Below are 14,900 nucleotides of genomic sequence, written 5' to 3' on the forward strand. Positions count from 1 at the left end.
GCAGCAGATCGTCATGGCCGGACTTGACCCGGCCATCCACGTCTTGCTCACGTTCACCGCTCAAGAACGTGGATGCCCGGGACATCTGCGCGAAGGCGCGCTTCGCGCTTTTGCCCGGGCATGACGGAGACATCTAGATGCGCGTCGTCGGCGGTCGATTGAAGGGGCGCAATCTGGCCTCACCGTCCTCGCGCGACATCCGCCCCACGGCGGACCGCTTGCGCGAGTCCGTGTTCAACATCCTCGTGCATGCCTATGACGATCCGATTGAAGATGCGCGCGTGCTCGATCTCTTCGCAGGCACCGGTGCGCTCGGCATCGAAGCGTCGTCGCGCGGGGCGAAGTTCACGCTGTTCGTCGACAATGGCGCAGAAGCCCGGGCGCTGCTGCGCAACAATGTCGAGACGCTGGGCTTGGGTGGCGTCACAAAAGTCTATCGCCGCGATGCGACCGATCTCGGCCCCGCGCATCCCGTCGAGCCCTTCTCGCTGGTGTTCCTCGATCCACCCTATGGCAAGGGCTTTGCGGAGAAGGCGCTGGCGAGCTTGCGCGACGGCGGCTGGCTCACGCCGGGGGCGCTGCTCATCGTGGAAGAGGCTAAGATTGCGCAGTTCGTCACGCCCGAAGGCTTCGAAGAACTGGAGCGTCGCGCTTATGACGACACGGAGTTCGTGTTTTTGAAGCGGCCGTAATTTCGAAGGTCACCGCCGCCCGAACAGTTTCTCCACATCCGACAGCTTCAGCTCGACATAGGTCGGCCGGCCGTGATTGCACTGGCCGGAGTTCGGGGTGTCCTCCATCTCGCGGAGCAGGGCGTTCATCTCCTCGGGCCGCAAGCGGCGGCCGGCGCGCACGGAGCCGTGGCAGGCCATGGTGGCGGCGACGTGCATCAGGCGACGCTCCAGCGGCAGCGCCTCGTCCCACTCGGCCATGTGCTCGGAGAGATCGCGAAGCAGCCCGCCCGCGTTGGTCTTGCCGAGCAGTGAGGGGGTCTCGCGCACCGCGACTGCACCGGGGCCGAAGGATTCGATGGCGAGGCCGAACGACGCCAGTTCCTCGCTACGCTCCAGCAGGCGTTCCACCGTGGCCTCGTCCATCTCGACGATCTCGGGAATGAGGAGGATCTGCCGCTGCACGCCGTTCGCGGCCAGCGAGGCCTTCAGCCGCTCATAGACGATCCGCTCATGTGCGGCGTGTTGGTCGACGATGATCAACCCGTCGCGGGTCTGCGACACGATATAGGTCTCGTGGATCTGCGTCCGCGCCGCGCCGAGCGGACGGTCGAGGAGATCGCTGGCGGGCTGCGACTCGATCCGTACGTCCGCACTGGGCGCACCGACGTCGAAGGCGGCTTGAGCGCGCTCGGCGAAGGCAGGCGCCGCGGCGCCTTCGAAGGACGGCATCGGCGCGACGGGGGCAGATGGCGAGGCCCGCCAGTCCCAACTCGCGGGACGCGGCGTGAAGGCAGGGCGGAATGCGGACAGCGCGCTATCGCCGCTGTTGGCGGCCGTGCGCCGGCCCTCGCGTGCGAGCGCGTCCTTCAATCCGTGCACGATCAGTGCGCGCACCAGGCCCGCGTTGCGGAAGCGCACCTCGGTCTTGGCCGGATGCACGTTGGCGTCGACCTCGCGCGGATCGAGCGTGACGAACAGCGCCAGCACAGGATGGCGGTCGCGCGGCAAATAGTCGGAATAGGCCGCGCGCACGGCTCCCAAGATCAGCTTGTCACGCACCGGGCGACCGTTGACGAAGAGATATTGCCCGAGTGCATTGGCCTTTGTCAGCGCAGGGGCCGCGGCATAGCCGGCGACGACGACGCCGTCGCGCTCGGCATGGACCTCGATGGCGTGGCTGCGGAATTCTGCCCCCAGGATATCGCCGAGCCGCGTCAGGCGTCCCGCCGCGCCAGGCAGCGCGGCGGCCCAGGTCACCGGCGCGCGCTCCTCGCCCGCGAGCGTGAAAGCGATATCGGGCCGCGCCATCGCGAGGCGCCGGACCACCTCGCGGATCGCCTCGGCCTCGGTGCGGTCGGTCTTCAGGAATTTCAGCCGTGCCGGTGTCGCATAGAAGAGGTCGCCAGCCTCGACCCGCGTGCCGTGCGCCAGCGCCGCCGGCATGATCTCGGATTTCTCGCCGCCCTCGACTGAGAGTGCCCAGGCGTGCGGCTCGCTGGCATGGCGGGTGGTGATGGAGAGACGCGCGACCGACCCGATCGAGGGCAGCGCCTCGCCGCGGAACCCGAGGGTGCGGATCTGCAGCAAATCCTCGTCATCGAGCTTGGATGTGGCGTGACGCTCGACCGCGAGCGCGAGATCCTTCGCCGTCATGCCGCCGCCGTCGTCAGTGATGCCGATCCGCCGCCGCCCACCGCCATCGGTGAAGATGTCGATCCGGCTGGCGCCGGCATCGATCGCGTTCTCGACCAGTTCCTTCACCACACTCGCCGGGCGCTCGACCACCTCGCCGGCGGCGATGCGGTTGACGACCTGTTCTGGCAATTGGCGGACGGGCATGAAGGGGACTCGAGGCGGCGTTCAGGCGGCCAATCTAGTCGCTCAAGCGGCCGATTGCATGGGCCAGGTCCGAACTACCCACATGACATACGGAGCCCACCGGGCAGCCTCTCTCAGTCCTCGAGGCCACGGCCGCCGCCGCGCTTCGACTTGACGTCGCTGCGGCGCTTCTTGCCCTCGAGCCGGCGCTGCTTGGAGCCAAAGGTCGGCTTTGTCGCGCGCCGCGGCTTCGGCCGGACCATGGCTTCGCCGAGCATCTCCGTAAGCCGGTCGATGGCGTCCTGGCGGTTGCGTTCCTGGGTACGGAAGCGTTGGGCCTGGATTACGATGACGCCGTCCTTGGTCATGCGTTGCCCTGCGAGCCGGGCAAGGCGCAACGCGGCATCCTCCGGCAGCGTCAGCTTCCGGGTATCGAAGCGCAATTGCGCGGAGGTCGCGACCTTGTTGACGTTCTGCCCGCCCGGACCGGAGGCGCGGACAAAGCCGATCTCGATGTCGTCCTCGTCGATGACGAGATCGCGGGATATCCGCAGCATGGCAGCACCATTCGTGATGTCCGGACATATCGCGGACGTCTGCGTTCGGCAATGGTGCTTCTGGAACGCAAAATGGCCGGGGTGCCCGGCCATTTCAGCAAACGAGAGAGGAACGTCAGTTCGACTTCGTCACCGGAGCCGCGGCCGGCTGCGCCGCGGCCTGCGGGGCGCGGCCGACGACGACGGTCAGCAGCCCCTGGCCCCAGAGGCGCTTGGCGGCGGCTTTGGCGTCGTCCAGCGTCACGGCATCGACGATGGCGTTGCGCTTCTCGATATAGTCGATCGGCAGCTTGTCCTGCTGGTACTGCAGCAGCGCTTGCGCCAGCTTGGAGGAGGTGTCGAGCGCCAGCATCTGCGAGCCCTTCAGGTAGGACTTGGCCTCGTCGAGCTCCTTCTGCGTCGGGCCTTCCTCGGCGATGCGGCGCACTTCCTTTTCGATCGCATCGATGGTGTCGCCGGCGCGGTCGGCGCGCGTGCCGGTATTGCCGATGAACACCGCCGAATGCTCCATCCAGAGCAGCGATTCGAACACCGAATAGGCCAGTCCGCGCTTCTCGCGCACCTCGCGATAGAGCCGCGACGACAGACCGCCGCCACCGAGGATGTGATTGACGACATAGGCCGCCATGAAGTTCGGGTCGCTGCGCTTCACGCCGGGGCCGCCGAACGTGATGACGGTTTGAGGCACGTCGAGGGTGACGAAGGCGCGTCGCGGCGGCTTGGCGGCCTCGACGTCCGGGACCGGCGTGAGGTTGGATTTGGCGGGCAGGGAGCCAAAGGTGTGGTCGAGCAGCTTGCCGAGGGTCGCCGGGTCGACGTCGCCCACGACTGCAATCTTCAGCCCCTCCTTCGCTAGCACGCGGCCGACATAATCCTTCATATCGGGAACCGTGATGGTCGGCACGCTATCGAGGTTGCCGTTGCTCTGCCGGCTGTAAGGGTGATCGCCAAAGGCGACCTCCAGGAAATTGCGGCTTGCCAGCGATGTCGGGTTGGTGGTCTCGCGGCGCAGGCCCGAGATGACCTGCGAGCGAATGCGTTCGACATCGGCGGTGTCGAAATGCGGCGAGGTCAGCGCGCTCCGCAAGAGGTCGAAGGCCTCGTCCTTGTTGTCGCGCAGCATGCGCAGGCTGCCGCGGAAGGTGTCGCGGGTGGCGCTGAAGGAGAGCTCGATGGCGCGGCGGTCGAGCCGCTCATGGAAGGTCTTGGAGTCGAGATCGCCGGAGCCCTCGTCGAGAAGGTCGGCGACCAGATTGGCGACGCCCGGCTTGTCCTTTGGATCCTGGGCCGAGCCGCCGGCGAAGAAATATTCCATCGCGATCAGCGGCACGGTTGCGTCCTGCACGAACCAGGCCTCGATGCCGCCCGGCGAGACCAGGTGCTGGATCTTTGCGGCTGCCTGCGAGGGCGAGACCGCGGCGAGCGCGAGTGCCGCGCCGGTGGCCAGGGAGAAAGCAACGCGTCGAAGGAAAGGATAGGTCACGAACGCTTCTCCTCGCGTTTGGTAGTCGCGGTGTCCTTGATCAGATAACCGGTCACCGAGCGCTTCTTCTCGAGCCATTTCTGCGCGACCGCGCGAACCTGCTCGGCGGTGACCGCGCGGATGCGGTCGGGCCAGCTTCTGATGTCCTCGATCGACAGGCCCGTGGTCAGCGCGCCGCCATACCAGCGTGCCAGCACCGCCTGGTTGTCCTGGGCGTAGATCGCTTCCGCGATGAGCTGGGTCTTTACGCGTTCCAGATCCTCGGCGCGGATCGGGTTCTGCGCGACCTTGGCGATGACCTCGTCGACCGCGTGCTCGACCTCGGCGAAGCCGACGCCGGGTTTCGGCGAGGCCGAGATCGCGAACTGCGTCGGGTCGAGCGAGATGCTGGAATAACTGGCGTTGGCGGACACCGCGAGCGGCTTGTCGACGACGAGGGCGCGGTAGAGATAGGAATTGCTGCCGCTGCCCATCAGCTGGGCCAGCACGTCGAGGGCCGCGCTTTCACCGGCCGCAGCCGTGGTCGCCGAGGGCGCGAGATAATAGCGCCGCATGCTCGGCTGCTCGACGCGCGGGTCGGCCAGCGTGACAGTGCGGGGGGCAGCCGGCTCGGGCTCCTGCGGACGGACGCGCCGCGCGGGGATGGCGGGCTGCGCCGGGATCGAGCCGAAATTGCGCTCGACCAGCGGGCGGACATCGGCGGCGTCGACGTCGCCGGCGATCACCAGGATCGCGTTGTTCGGCGCATAGAAGCGTCGATAGAAGGCGAGCGCATCCTCGCGATCGAGCTTCTCGATCTCCTGATGCCACCCGATCACGGGCCGACCGTAGGGATGATTGAGATAGAGCGCGGCCATGATCTGCTCGTTCAGCCGCGCGTCCGGATTGTTGGCGACGCGCATATTGTATTCTTCGAGCACGACGTCGCGCTCGGGCAGCACGTTCTCGTCCTTGAGGATGAGGCCGGTCATGCGGTCGGCCTCGAACTCCATCATGGTGGGCAGCTGCTCCTTGGGCACACGCTGGTAATAGTTGGTGTAGTCGACCGAGGTCGAGGCGTTCTCGTTGCCGCCGACGCGAAGCACGGTCTGGGAGAATTCGCCGACGGCATGCTTCGAGGTGCCCTTGAACATCAGGTGTTCGAGGAAGTGGGCAAGGCCGGACTTTCCCGGCGTCTCGTCGGCCGAGCCGACCTTGTACCAGATCATCTCCGTCACCACGGGCGTGCGGTGATCGGGGATCACCACGACCTGCATGCCGTTGGCGAGCGTGAAGCTGGCGGGCGGGGCCGATGTGACCGTGGTCTGGGCAAGGGCCACGCCCGCCGTCAGAACACTGGTCGAAAGCAGCGCGGCAAGGAGGCAGGCAGCCGATCGGTTTGCGGACATCATGATCCCTAGTGAAAGGCCGAGGTCCGGATGTCCGGCTCGGAGGCACGGCATGGTACACCGTGCGGCTGAGGCTTCGCGTCACGAAGCAGAGAACTCAACGCGTAGGCAAGTTACTGATAAGCAATCATGACCGGCATCGTGCGGACACGAGCCCGGCGGCACTCGGTTCGCTTCTGCAGAACAACGCGGCAGGACAGGAACGCTATTGTTCCTTGTCCTTGCCCGACATGATGTCGAAATAAGTCCGCCGCGATTTGTCCGGTCCGGCGCCATAGGAGTAGTTCGGCGAGGGCGTCTGATAGCCCGGGGGCGGTTCGACCAGCGACTGGCGCGGCGGCTCGCTGGTGAATTTCTTCTCTTCGGTGGCGTTGCCGCCCTTCATCATGTTCCACAGACCACCGGAGAAGCCGAGCTCGGCCGGGCTGAGCGATGGGTTGCCGTTGGTGCCCGGCTGGATCGGGTCGTTGCTCGTCCGGGGAGCTGCGGCGACCTGGCCGGCCTTCATCTCGGCCGGCGTCAGTTGCCGGGCCGCCTGCCAGTTCTCCGTTTCCTTGGTCGCCTTCTTGCGCGCGGCAATGGCTTCCTTGCGGCGCTTTTCCTCGGGGTCCTTGGGCCAGTTCGGGACAGCCTTGGCCTCGGTCGCAGGGGGCGGCAGATCGAGCTTTGGCGGCACGACCAGCGGCGAGCGCTCGCGGTATTCGATTCCCTTCTTCTCCATGCTCTTGGCGCCGATGCCCGACATCAGATTGTCGATGATCTTCTCTTCGAAGGTCATCCCGTCATCTTCATCGTCGTCGTCACCTGCGCGGGCCGCGCCAGCCGACATGACGAGACCGATGCCGAGCGCGACAGCGGACAATTTCAACGCCTGCCAGAACCCCCGTTGGGGGTCTCGAACCATCGAACCGCTGGTCTTCGAGCTGCGCATTGCTGTACCTGTTCCATATTGTGGCAGATTGCCGCTCAAACGCGGCCTGACCTTCGCAAAACGCGGGTTCCACCTGCCGGTCCGTATCGGCCGGGATCAGGGCGCTTTTGCGGCGGGTACCCCCAGGAAGGAATCATACAATAGCCCTGCCACCCCAGCAACGATGGCCACGTCCGCGAGGTTAAACACATACCAATTATAGGTATTTCCGCCGATCTCGATGTGGAACAGGGCGAAATCGACCACCGCGCCGTAGGCGACGCGGTCGATGCCGTTGCCGATGGCGCCGCCGATGATCAGGCCCAGTGCGATCGTTGCAAGCAGGGTGTGCGAGCGCGCCATCCAGATCGCCAGCGCGACCACGGAAAGGGTCTTGACCGCCATCAGCGCGAGCTGCGCCGCCTGGCTGTCGTTCTGGAGCCAGCCGAAGCTGATGCCGATATTCCAGGCCAGCACCAGGTCGAAGAACGGCGTCACCCTCACCGCGCCGCGACGGGCGAGGTCGAACACGTTCAGCAGCCAGAGCTTCGAGGCCTGATCGGCCACGAGCGTGACCACGGCCGCGAAGATGCCGGCGCCGAGCGGGGTCATGCCGGGGATCAGACCGCCACGCCCAACGCCTTCCATTCGCGCAGCGCCTTCGCGTCCCGCGGGGTGACGTCGGGGTATTCAGCGTCTTCGCCGACCATCGGGGAGATCTTCCAGGAGCGGGCGCATTTGGTGCCGACCGCCTTTTCCACGACGACCGCGACACCGGGCACCGCATCGAGACGGAACGCGGCCGCCGGCGCCTCGCCCTCACGCACCTCGTAATTCGAGGTGATGCAGATTTCGGCGAGATCGACGTCGAACAGCGTCGCCAGCATGTCGCGGTCGGCGACATAGATCACCGGCGATGCCTCCAGCGACGAGCCGATGTTCTTGGCGGCGCGTTCGAGCTCGAGCGCGCCGGTGACGACGCGGCGGACGTTGCGGATCGTCTCCCACTTCGCGGCGAGCTTGTCGTCGCGCAAGCCTTCGAGGTCGGTCGGGAACAGCGTCAGATGCACCGAAGGCTCGGCCTCGGGGCGGTACATGCGCCAGCCCTCCTCCGCCGTGAAGCTGAGGATCGGCGCCAGCCATTTCAGGATCGAGGCGCACAGCTGGTCGATCGTCGTCAACGCCGCCTTGCGCGTCAGCGAGGACGGCGGATCGCAATACAGCGTGTCCTTGCGGATATCGAAATAGAACGCCGAGAGCTCGCTGTTCAGGAACGCGGACAGGATCGCGACCACGGTCTTGAAGTCGAACTCCCGGTAGGCCTTGCCGATGGCCGCGTCCCGCACCGCCAGCTCGTGCAGCATCAGCCGTTCGAGCTCCGGCATCTCGGCCGGCGCAACTGCGTCAACGGGCTTGTAGTGATGCAGCGTGCCGAGCATCCAGCGCACGGTGTTGCGCAGCTTACGATAGGTCTCGACGGTGTTCTTCAGGATCTCGGGGCCGATGCGCTGGTCGTCGGTGTAGTCGGCTGACGCAACCCAGAGTCTGAGGATGTCGGCGCCGGATTCCTTGATGACGGCCTGCGGCTCGATGGTGTTGCCGAGCGACTTCGACATCTTGCGGCCGTCCTCGGCCTGGGTGAAGCCGTGGGTCAGCACGATGTCGTAAGGCGCGCGGCCGCGGGTGCCGCAGCTTTCGAGCAGCGAGGAGTGGAACCAGCCGCGATGCTGGTCCGAGCCTTCGAGGTACATCACCGTGTCGGTGCCGCCGTCGACCTTGCGCTTGATGCCGGCGAGCCCGGGAAACTGCACCGGGTCTTCGAGCACGAAAGCGTGGGTCGAGCCGGAATCGAACCAGACGTCGAGAATGTCGTCGACCTTCTGCCAGTCTTCATTGGCACGAGCGCCAAGGAAGCGCTCGCGCGCGCCGTTCGCGTACCAGGCATCGGCGCCTTCCTTCTCGAAGGCCTCGCCGATACGGGTGTTGACGACCTCGTCTTGGAGGACCTCGGCGGAGCCGTCGCCCTTCTCGCGCACGAACACGGCAATCGGCACGCCCCAGGCGCGCTGGCGCGAGATCACCCAGTCCGGGCGCGCCTCGATCATGCCGTTGATGCGGTTCTCGCCCGATGGCGGCACCCATTGCGTCACCGAGATCGCGTGCAGCGCGCGGGCGCGCAGCGTGTCGCCGGACCTGGATTTGCCGTCAGCGGCAATGTCCTTGTCCATCGCGATGAACCATTGCGGCGTATTGCGGAAGATCACCGGCTTCTTGGAGCGCCAGGAGTGTGGATATTGATGCTTCAGCCGCCCGCGCGCGAGCAGCATGCCTCGTTCGACGAGCGCCTTGATCACGGCCTCGTTGGCGTCGCCCTTCTCGCCCTTGTCGTTGATGACACGCTTGCCGGCAAAGCCCGGCGCATGATCGGTGTAGCCGCCGTTCTCGTCGACGGTGTAGGGGATTGCGGTATTGATGCCGCGCGCGTCGAGATCGCGCGCCTGCGCCATCCAGGCATCGAAGTCCTCGCGGCCATGGCCGGGCGCGGTGTGCACGAAGCCGGTGCCGGTGTCGTCGGTGACGTGGTCGCCGGGCAATAGCGGCACGATGAAGTCGTAGCCGCCGGCAAGGCCCTTCAGCGGATGCGCGCATTCGATCGCGTCCATGGTGTCGCCGGGGATCTCGCGGACCTTCTCATAGGCGGTCACGCGCGCCTGCTTGAAGACCTCTTCAGCGAGCGCATCGGCGAGGATCAGCAGATCGCCGCTCCTGGTCCAATTGTCGGCGGGCGCATCCGTCACTTTGTACAGGCCGTAGGCGATCTTCGGCGAGAACGAGATGGCGCGGTTGCCGGGCAGGGTCCATGGCGTGGTGGTCCAGATCACGACGCTTGCGGCGGCAAGCGCGCCGTGCGCGGGGGAGGTGACCGGGAATTTCACCCACACCGTATCGGAGGTGTAGTCCTCGTACTCCACCTCGGCCTCGGCGAGCGCCGTCTTCTCGACCACGCTCCACATCACCGGCTTGGAGCCGCGATAGAGCGTGCCGTTGGCGGCGAACTTCATGAGCTCGCGCGCGATCTGGGCTTCGGCCGGATAGCTCATGGTGGCGTAGGGATGATCCCAGTCGCCGATCACTCCGAGGCGCTTGAACTCTTCGCGTTGCACGCCGAGCCAATGCGTGGCGTAGGCGCGGCACTCCCGGCGGAAATCGATCATCGCGGTACTGTCGCGGAAGTCGGGCTTCTGCTTGCCCTTCTTGCGATAGTGCTCTTCCTCGACCTTCCATTCGATCGGCAGGCCGTGGCAGTCCCAGCCCGGCACGTAGTTGGAATCGAAGCCGAGCATCTGCTGGCTCTTGGTGACGAGATCCTTGAGGATCTTGTTCAGCGCGGTGCCGATATGGATGTTGCCGTTGGCGTAGGGCGGGCCGTCATGCAGCACGAACTTGGCGCGGCCCTTCGCGCTCTCGCGCAGCTTCTCGTAGAGGCCGATCTCGTACCAGCGCTTGAGGATCTCCGGCTCGCGCTGCGGCAGGCCGGCACGCATCGGGAAATCCGTCTGCGGCAGGAACAGGGTCTTCGAATAGTCTTTGGCTTCAGACTTTTGGGACTTTTGCGGCTTTTCGGACATGAGGCTGACTGGCTCGGAAGGGCGCGGGAACGAATGGCGATGCGGAATCGCGGGTGAAACGACAAAATCCCGGTCTTGCGCCGAGCCTTAGCTCAGGCGGAAGCCGGGCCGCTAATCCCTATGATGCGCCGCGCAAACATGGGCTCTCCATAGCAGGGGGCCAAGGGGAGCGCAAAGGTTCAGGGAGGTCGGGGTTCTGGGTCAATCGATCACGCCCAGCCTCGGAAACGCGTCCGGGGCGGCGGCCAGGATGGCGCGGGCGCGGGCGGAATCGTCGTCCATCTGGCGGATCAGGGCCTCCAGGCTGTCGAATTTCAGCTCCTCGCGGATGAAGCCGACAAAGGCGCAGTCCAACGCCTGCCCGTAGAGGTCGCCCTTGAAGTCGAACAGGAAGATCTCGAGCAACGGGGCGCCATTGTCAAAGGTCGGGCGGCGACCGAAGCTCGCCACGCCGTCCAACCGCTCGGCGCCGCGGCCGACCCGCACCGCATAAATGCCGTGCTTGAGACCGCAATTGGTATCCAGGCGGATGTTGGCGGTGGGATAGCCGAGATCGCGACCGCGCTTCTCGCCATGGATCACCTCGCCGGTGACGAACCAGGGCCCGCCCAGCATGGTGGTGGCCTCGCCAAGGAGACCTTCGGCGAGCGCGATCCGGATGGCGCTGGAGGACACCGGCCGCTCGTCGAAATCGACATGCGGCTGCACGTCGACCTCGATGCCGAGCCGGGGCGCCTCGTTGACCAGCAGGCTCGGCGAGCCGACGCGTCCCTTGCCGAAATGGAAGTCGTAGCCGACGGCGATGCCGCTGACGCCGAGGCGCCCGATCAGGTCATGGTGAATGAAATCTTGCGCGCTGGTCCCGGCTCGCGCCTTGTCGAAGGTCATGACCACGGCGCCGGCAAGCCCGGTGCCGGCCAAAAGCCGCAGCTTGGCCGGCTCGTCCGTCAGACGGAATTGCGGGGTGTTGGGGCTGAAAAACCGTCGCGGATGCGGCTCGAAGGTCAGCGCCAGCGCAGGGCGGCCCTGCGCCCGGCCCATTTCCAAGGCTGCGGCGATCACGGCGCGGTGGCCGAGATGAACCCCGTCGAAATTGCCCATGGCGACCACGGTGCCTCTCGGAATCGCGGAGTCCGGCGTGGTGTCGCGGATAACGGTAAAATGCGGGGCCATCAGGGGAATTCTCGAACCGGCGGGACCGGCCGGGACCGTGGCGCGACCGGCCGGATGAAGTCAAGCGGAAGGGGGCGGCCGCATCGAACGCGATTTCAGTCCTTGGGAGGCTTCCCCAATTAACGCGCTGTTTAACGCCTTGGTGTTAGTCCTTGAGCGTGGAACCGCCGGGCTGCGGCCTGGCAGGTCCGATCGTAATATTTCCTGGTTTGCGTTGGGGGAGTCGAGATGGCGGTTGATTTGTCGATGTCGGTTCTGGTGGTGGATGACTACAGCACCATGATCCGTATCATCAGGAATCTGCTGAAGCAGCTTGGCTTCGAGAACATCGATGATGCCAGCGACGGTTCGGCAGCGCTGAACAAGATGCGCGGCAAGAAGTACGGGCTCGTGATCTCCGACTGGAACATGGAGCCGATGACGGGTTACGACCTGCTGCGCGAAGTGCGCGCGGACCCGAACCTCGCCACCACGCCCTTCATCATGATCACGGCGGAATCCAAGACCGAGAACGTGATCGCGGCCAAGAAGGCCGGCGTGAACAACTATATCGTCAAGCCGTTCAATGCGGCGACGTTGAAGACCAAGATCGAGGCGGTCTTCCCGGACATGGCGAGCGCGTAAGCGCCGCCTGAGCGGCAAAACAACTATCCATCGAGATCGTCATGCCCGGGCTTGTCCCGGGCATCCACGTTTGTGGATGCGCATGAAGACGTGGATGGCCGGGTCAAGCCCGGCCATGACGGCGTCTGGCACTTAGCCGTTGGTCTATATCGGCGCGGTTTCGAAGTGAGGCCCTTACCACTTCAATTCGCGCATCAGCGCCTTCGGCGGATGGCCGAACAATTCCATCACCGATGTCGGATCGAGCTGATCGAGGCCCTCAAACTCCTCGGCATGGATGCCGCGGGTCACGAACAGGCAGTCGATGCCGAATTCGCGCGCGCCGGTTAAGTCGGTGCGGACGGAATCGCCGATCGCCAGCACCTTTTTCCGGTCGATCGGGTGGCCCTGGCGTTCACCGGCGAGCGCCATTGCGCGCTCATAGATCGGGCGGTGCGGCTTGCCGTAGAAGATCACTTCGCCGCCGAGCTCGCGATAGAGCTCCGCGATGGCGCCGGCGCAATAGATCAGCCGGTCGCCGCGCTCCACCACGATGTCGGGGTTGGCGCAGACCAGCGTCAGCTTGCGCTCGCGCGCCTTCAGCATCATGCCGCGATAGTCTTCCGCCGTTTCGGTCTCGTCGTCGTAGAGCCCGGTGCAGACGATGTAATCGGCTTCCTCCAGCGGCGCGGTTTTCGCGTCGAGGCCGCGATAGATCGAATTGTCGCGCTCGGGGCCGAGCCAGAACATCTTGCGGCCCGGATGATCGGCGACATAGAGCCGCGTCAGGTCGCCCGAAGACACGATCGCGTCATAGGTCTCGTCGGCGACGCCGAGCTTGCGCAATTGCCGCTGCACGGAGTCGGCCGGCCGTGGTGCGTTGGTGATCAGGATCACCGTACCGCCGCGGCTGCGATACGTGTGCAACGCCTCGCAGGCTTCGGGGAAGGCTTCGAGGCCGTTATGGACGACGCCCCAGATGTCGCTGAGCACGACATCGACGCCGCCGACGAGTTCGCGCAGGCTTTCAGCGAAATGCAGCGTGGTCATGATGCGCGGGGCCGGTCAGATGCGGCGCGCGAGCGCCGCGTTGCCGCTGATGCGTTGAGCTGCGGCTGACGTCGCGCCAGATGTCGCGCCTTGGCCGGGGGGAGCGGAGCCATTGGATACCTGAATGTCCTGCGCCTGGTTCGGCGCGGCCCCGCCGGTAGCAGATGCTCCCTCCGGCCGCAATGGCCGGGGCGGCGCGAACAGGAAGCCTTGGCCGAACCGCACGTCATAGTCGAGCAGGTCCACGACCGCGCGCTCGCCTTCGATCCTTTCGGCGATCAGGTCGATGCCGAAGCGGCCGAGCAGGTCGGAGAGATCGGAGGGATGGATGTCCGATGTCGAGGCCTGCCTGGGGTCGAGCAGCAGCGTGGCCGGCACCTTGATGAAGCGCACCCCGCGGTCGGCCAGCTCGCGCGGCTCGATCCTGAGATCCGTGACATGGTCGATCGAGAAGCGGAAGCCGCGCTGGGCAAGCGCTGCGAGATTCTCGGTCTCGGCCGGGCCGAGATTGCGGAATGTTGATTGCTTGAACTCCAGCACCAGCGAGGGCGCCAGCGCCCGGTTGGCTTCGAGAAAGTCGAGGCATTGTGCAAAGGTGGTGGAATTGCCGAGCGTGGAAGCCGCGACATTGCAGAACACGCCGACGTCCTTGTTGCGCACCATCAGGCGCCGCAGCACCTGCACACAGCGCAGCATGACCATGTTGTCGATGCGGCCGATCAGCCCGGAAGCCTCCGCGATGCTGATGAACTCCTCCGCTGCGACGAGCTGGTCGCGCTCGTCGCGCAGGCGCGTCACCGCCTCGTAGAACCGCACCTTGCGCTGCGGCAGCGTCACCATCGGCTGGAGGAAGATGTCGATGCGGTTCTCGTCGATCGCATTGCGCAGCGTCGCAAGCAGTTGAGTCTGGTTGCGCCCGGAGGGCGTCTGAATCGGGTTGGTGGTCTGGGGCTGGACGGCCGGCGCCGGCCGCGCCAGCGGAGGTACTGCGGGAAGCGGAGGAGGGGCAGGCGGCCGCTCTTCGAACGGCGCAATCAGGTCGATCGGCGCCTCCGGCTCGGACCAGGCAGCCGCCGGGCCCGGAGCCGGCGTCGGTGCACTGCCGGCCAGCAAGTCCTCATGGGCCGACACGGTGGTGGCGAGCTGCCTGACCAAACCGCCAAGCTCGTTGATCTCGCCGACCACCGACTGGATGCGGTCGGAGTTGGTTGAATTGGACGAGGCGATGCGTCCCTCGACAGCAGCCAGCCGGCGGCCGAACTCGGCGACCTGACGGGCGAGATCGGCGGTGCCGCGCGACAGATCGGCGATCTGGCTGCCGACGTCGCTGCGGTCGCGCAGCCGCATCGATACCGCGTGGTAGAGGATCAGGAAGGTCAGCGCGGTCAGCGCCACGATCGCGGATTCGGTTCCGCTGATGCCGGCGACGGCGTAAAGCACAAGCCCAAGCGAGGCCGCGACCAGAACCATGCAGATGGCGATGAAGATCGTCGAAATGCGAATCATGCCGCGCGTTACGCCTCAAGAGCTGACTGCCTCACCCGGGAAAAGACGGGTTACTGTGCGATCCCGTCACGCCTCATGCTCCCCCAAGCCGCGTGACCTTAACATCATT

At 65.7% G+C, this 14,900-nt stretch carries 12 protein-coding genes; 2 read left to right on the plus strand and 10 right to left on the minus strand.

Annotation, left to right across the window (positions count from 1 at the left end; translation table 11 throughout):
* Positions 1-137 precede the first annotated feature (137 nt).
* On the plus strand, positions 138-692 hold the full coding sequence (gene rsmD, locus IVB28_RS27765; protein WP_247530496.1) for a 16S rRNA (guanine(966)-N(2))-methyltransferase RsmD: 555 nt from the start codon (positions 138-140) through the stop codon (positions 690-692).
* A 9-nt stretch (positions 693-701) separates the two neighbouring features.
* Here rsmD and mutL read toward each other — a convergent pair whose 3' ends face one another.
* From mutL to IVB28_RS27805, 8 genes are all read right to left on the minus strand, one after another.
* Positions 702-2,513, minus strand: a complete 1,812-nt coding sequence (gene mutL / locus IVB28_RS27770) for a DNA mismatch repair endonuclease MutL (RefSeq protein WP_247530498.1) — start codon at positions 2,511-2,513, stop codon at positions 702-704.
* 113 nt (positions 2,514-2,626) lie between these two features.
* Positions 2,627-3,049 carry an alternative ribosome rescue aminoacyl-tRNA hydrolase ArfB gene (gene arfB / locus IVB28_RS27775; RefSeq protein ID WP_247530500.1) on the minus strand — a complete coding sequence of 141 codons (423 nt, stop codon included), beginning with the start codon at positions 3,047-3,049 and terminating at the stop codon, positions 2,627-2,629.
* A 115-nt stretch (positions 3,050-3,164) separates the two neighbouring features.
* Positions 3,165-4,532: a pitrilysin family protein gene (locus tag IVB28_RS27780; RefSeq protein ID WP_247530501.1), complete on the minus strand. Its 1,368-nt coding sequence runs from the start codon at positions 4,530-4,532 to the stop codon at positions 3,165-3,167.
* Positions 4,529-5,920, minus strand: coding sequence for a pitrilysin family protein (locus IVB28_RS27785; RefSeq protein WP_247530503.1), 1,392 nt, complete (start codon positions 5,918-5,920; stop codon positions 4,529-4,531). The genes IVB28_RS27780 and IVB28_RS27785 overlap by 4 nt, the downstream gene beginning before the upstream one ends.
* Positions 5,921-6,125: 205 nt before the next feature.
* Positions 6,126-6,851 (minus strand): hypothetical protein, encoded by a 726-nt coding sequence (locus IVB28_RS27790; RefSeq protein ID WP_247530504.1) that lies wholly within the window; start codon positions 6,849-6,851, stop codon positions 6,126-6,128.
* Positions 6,852-6,947: 96 nt separating this feature from the next.
* Positions 6,948-7,442, minus strand: a complete 495-nt coding sequence (lspA, locus tag IVB28_RS27795) for a signal peptidase II (protein ID WP_247530914.1) — start codon at positions 7,440-7,442, stop codon at positions 6,948-6,950.
* Positions 7,443-7,450: 8 nt separating this feature from the next.
* Entirely contained in the window at positions 7,451-10,459 is a 3,009-nt protein-coding gene (gene ileS, locus IVB28_RS27800; RefSeq protein WP_247530506.1) for an isoleucine--tRNA ligase, read from the minus strand.
* Between the two features lie 201 nt (positions 10,460-10,660).
* Positions 10,661-11,632, minus strand: coding sequence for a bifunctional riboflavin kinase/FAD synthetase (locus tag IVB28_RS27805; protein ID WP_247530508.1), 972 nt, complete (start codon positions 11,630-11,632; stop codon positions 10,661-10,663).
* A 228-nt stretch (positions 11,633-11,860) separates the two neighbouring features.
* On the opposite strand from IVB28_RS27805, the gene IVB28_RS27810 reads away from it, so the two are divergent.
* On the plus strand, positions 11,861-12,256 hold the full coding sequence (locus IVB28_RS27810; protein WP_007596883.1) for a response regulator: 396 nt from the start codon (positions 11,861-11,863) through the stop codon (positions 12,254-12,256).
* Positions 12,257-12,430: 174 nt separating this feature from the next.
* Here IVB28_RS27810 and IVB28_RS27815 read toward each other — a convergent pair whose 3' ends face one another.
* Positions 12,431-13,285 carry a TIGR01459 family HAD-type hydrolase gene (locus IVB28_RS27815; protein ID WP_247530509.1) on the minus strand — a complete coding sequence of 285 codons (855 nt, stop codon included), beginning with the start codon at positions 13,283-13,285 and terminating at the stop codon, positions 12,431-12,433.
* A 15-nt stretch (positions 13,286-13,300) separates the two neighbouring features.
* Entirely contained in the window at positions 13,301-14,791 is a 1,491-nt protein-coding gene (locus IVB28_RS27820; RefSeq protein ID WP_247530511.1) for an EAL domain-containing protein, read from the minus strand.
* Positions 14,792-14,900: the final 109 nt, after the last annotated feature.

Source organism: Bradyrhizobium sp. 199, from assembly GCF_023073355.1.
Classification (GTDB): domain Bacteria; phylum Pseudomonadota; class Alphaproteobacteria; order Rhizobiales; family Xanthobacteraceae; genus Bradyrhizobium.

Bases quoted from the DNA above. Each gene is read 5' to 3' on its own strand.
- rsmD (WP_247530496.1), top strand. From the start codon at position 138: ATGCGCGTCGTCGGCGGTCGATTGAAGGGGCGCAATCTGGCCTCACCG.
- mutL (WP_247530498.1), bottom strand. From the start codon at position 2,513: ATGCCCGTCCGCCAATTGCCAGAACAGGTCGTCAACCGCATCGCCGCC.
- arfB (WP_247530500.1), bottom strand. From the start codon at position 3,049: ATGCTGCGGATATCCCGCGATCTCGTCATCGACGAGGACGACATCGAG.
- IVB28_RS27785 (WP_247530503.1), bottom strand. From the start codon at position 5,920: ATGTCCGCAAACCGATCGGCTGCCTGCCTCCTTGCCGCGCTGCTTTCG.
- IVB28_RS27790 (WP_247530504.1), bottom strand. From the start codon at position 6,851: ATGCGCAGCTCGAAGACCAGCGGTTCGATGGTTCGAGACCCCCAACGG.
- lspA (WP_247530914.1), bottom strand. From the start codon at position 7,442: ATGACCCCGCTCGGCGCCGGCATCTTCGCGGCCGTGGTCACGCTCGTG.
- ileS (WP_247530506.1), bottom strand. From the start codon at position 10,459: ATGTCCGAAAAGCCGCAAAAGTCCCAAAAGTCTGAAGCCAAAGACTAT.
- IVB28_RS27805 (WP_247530508.1), bottom strand. From the start codon at position 11,632: ATGGCCCCGCATTTTACCGTTATCCGCGACACCACGCCGGACTCCGCG.
- IVB28_RS27810 (WP_007596883.1), top strand. From the start codon at position 11,861: ATGGCGGTTGATTTGTCGATGTCGGTTCTGGTGGTGGATGACTACAGC.
- IVB28_RS27815 (WP_247530509.1), bottom strand. From the start codon at position 13,285: ATGACCACGCTGCATTTCGCTGAAAGCCTGCGCGAACTCGTCGGCGGC.
- IVB28_RS27820 (WP_247530511.1), bottom strand. From the start codon at position 14,791: ATGATTCGCATTTCGACGATCTTCATCGCCATCTGCATGGTTCTGGTC.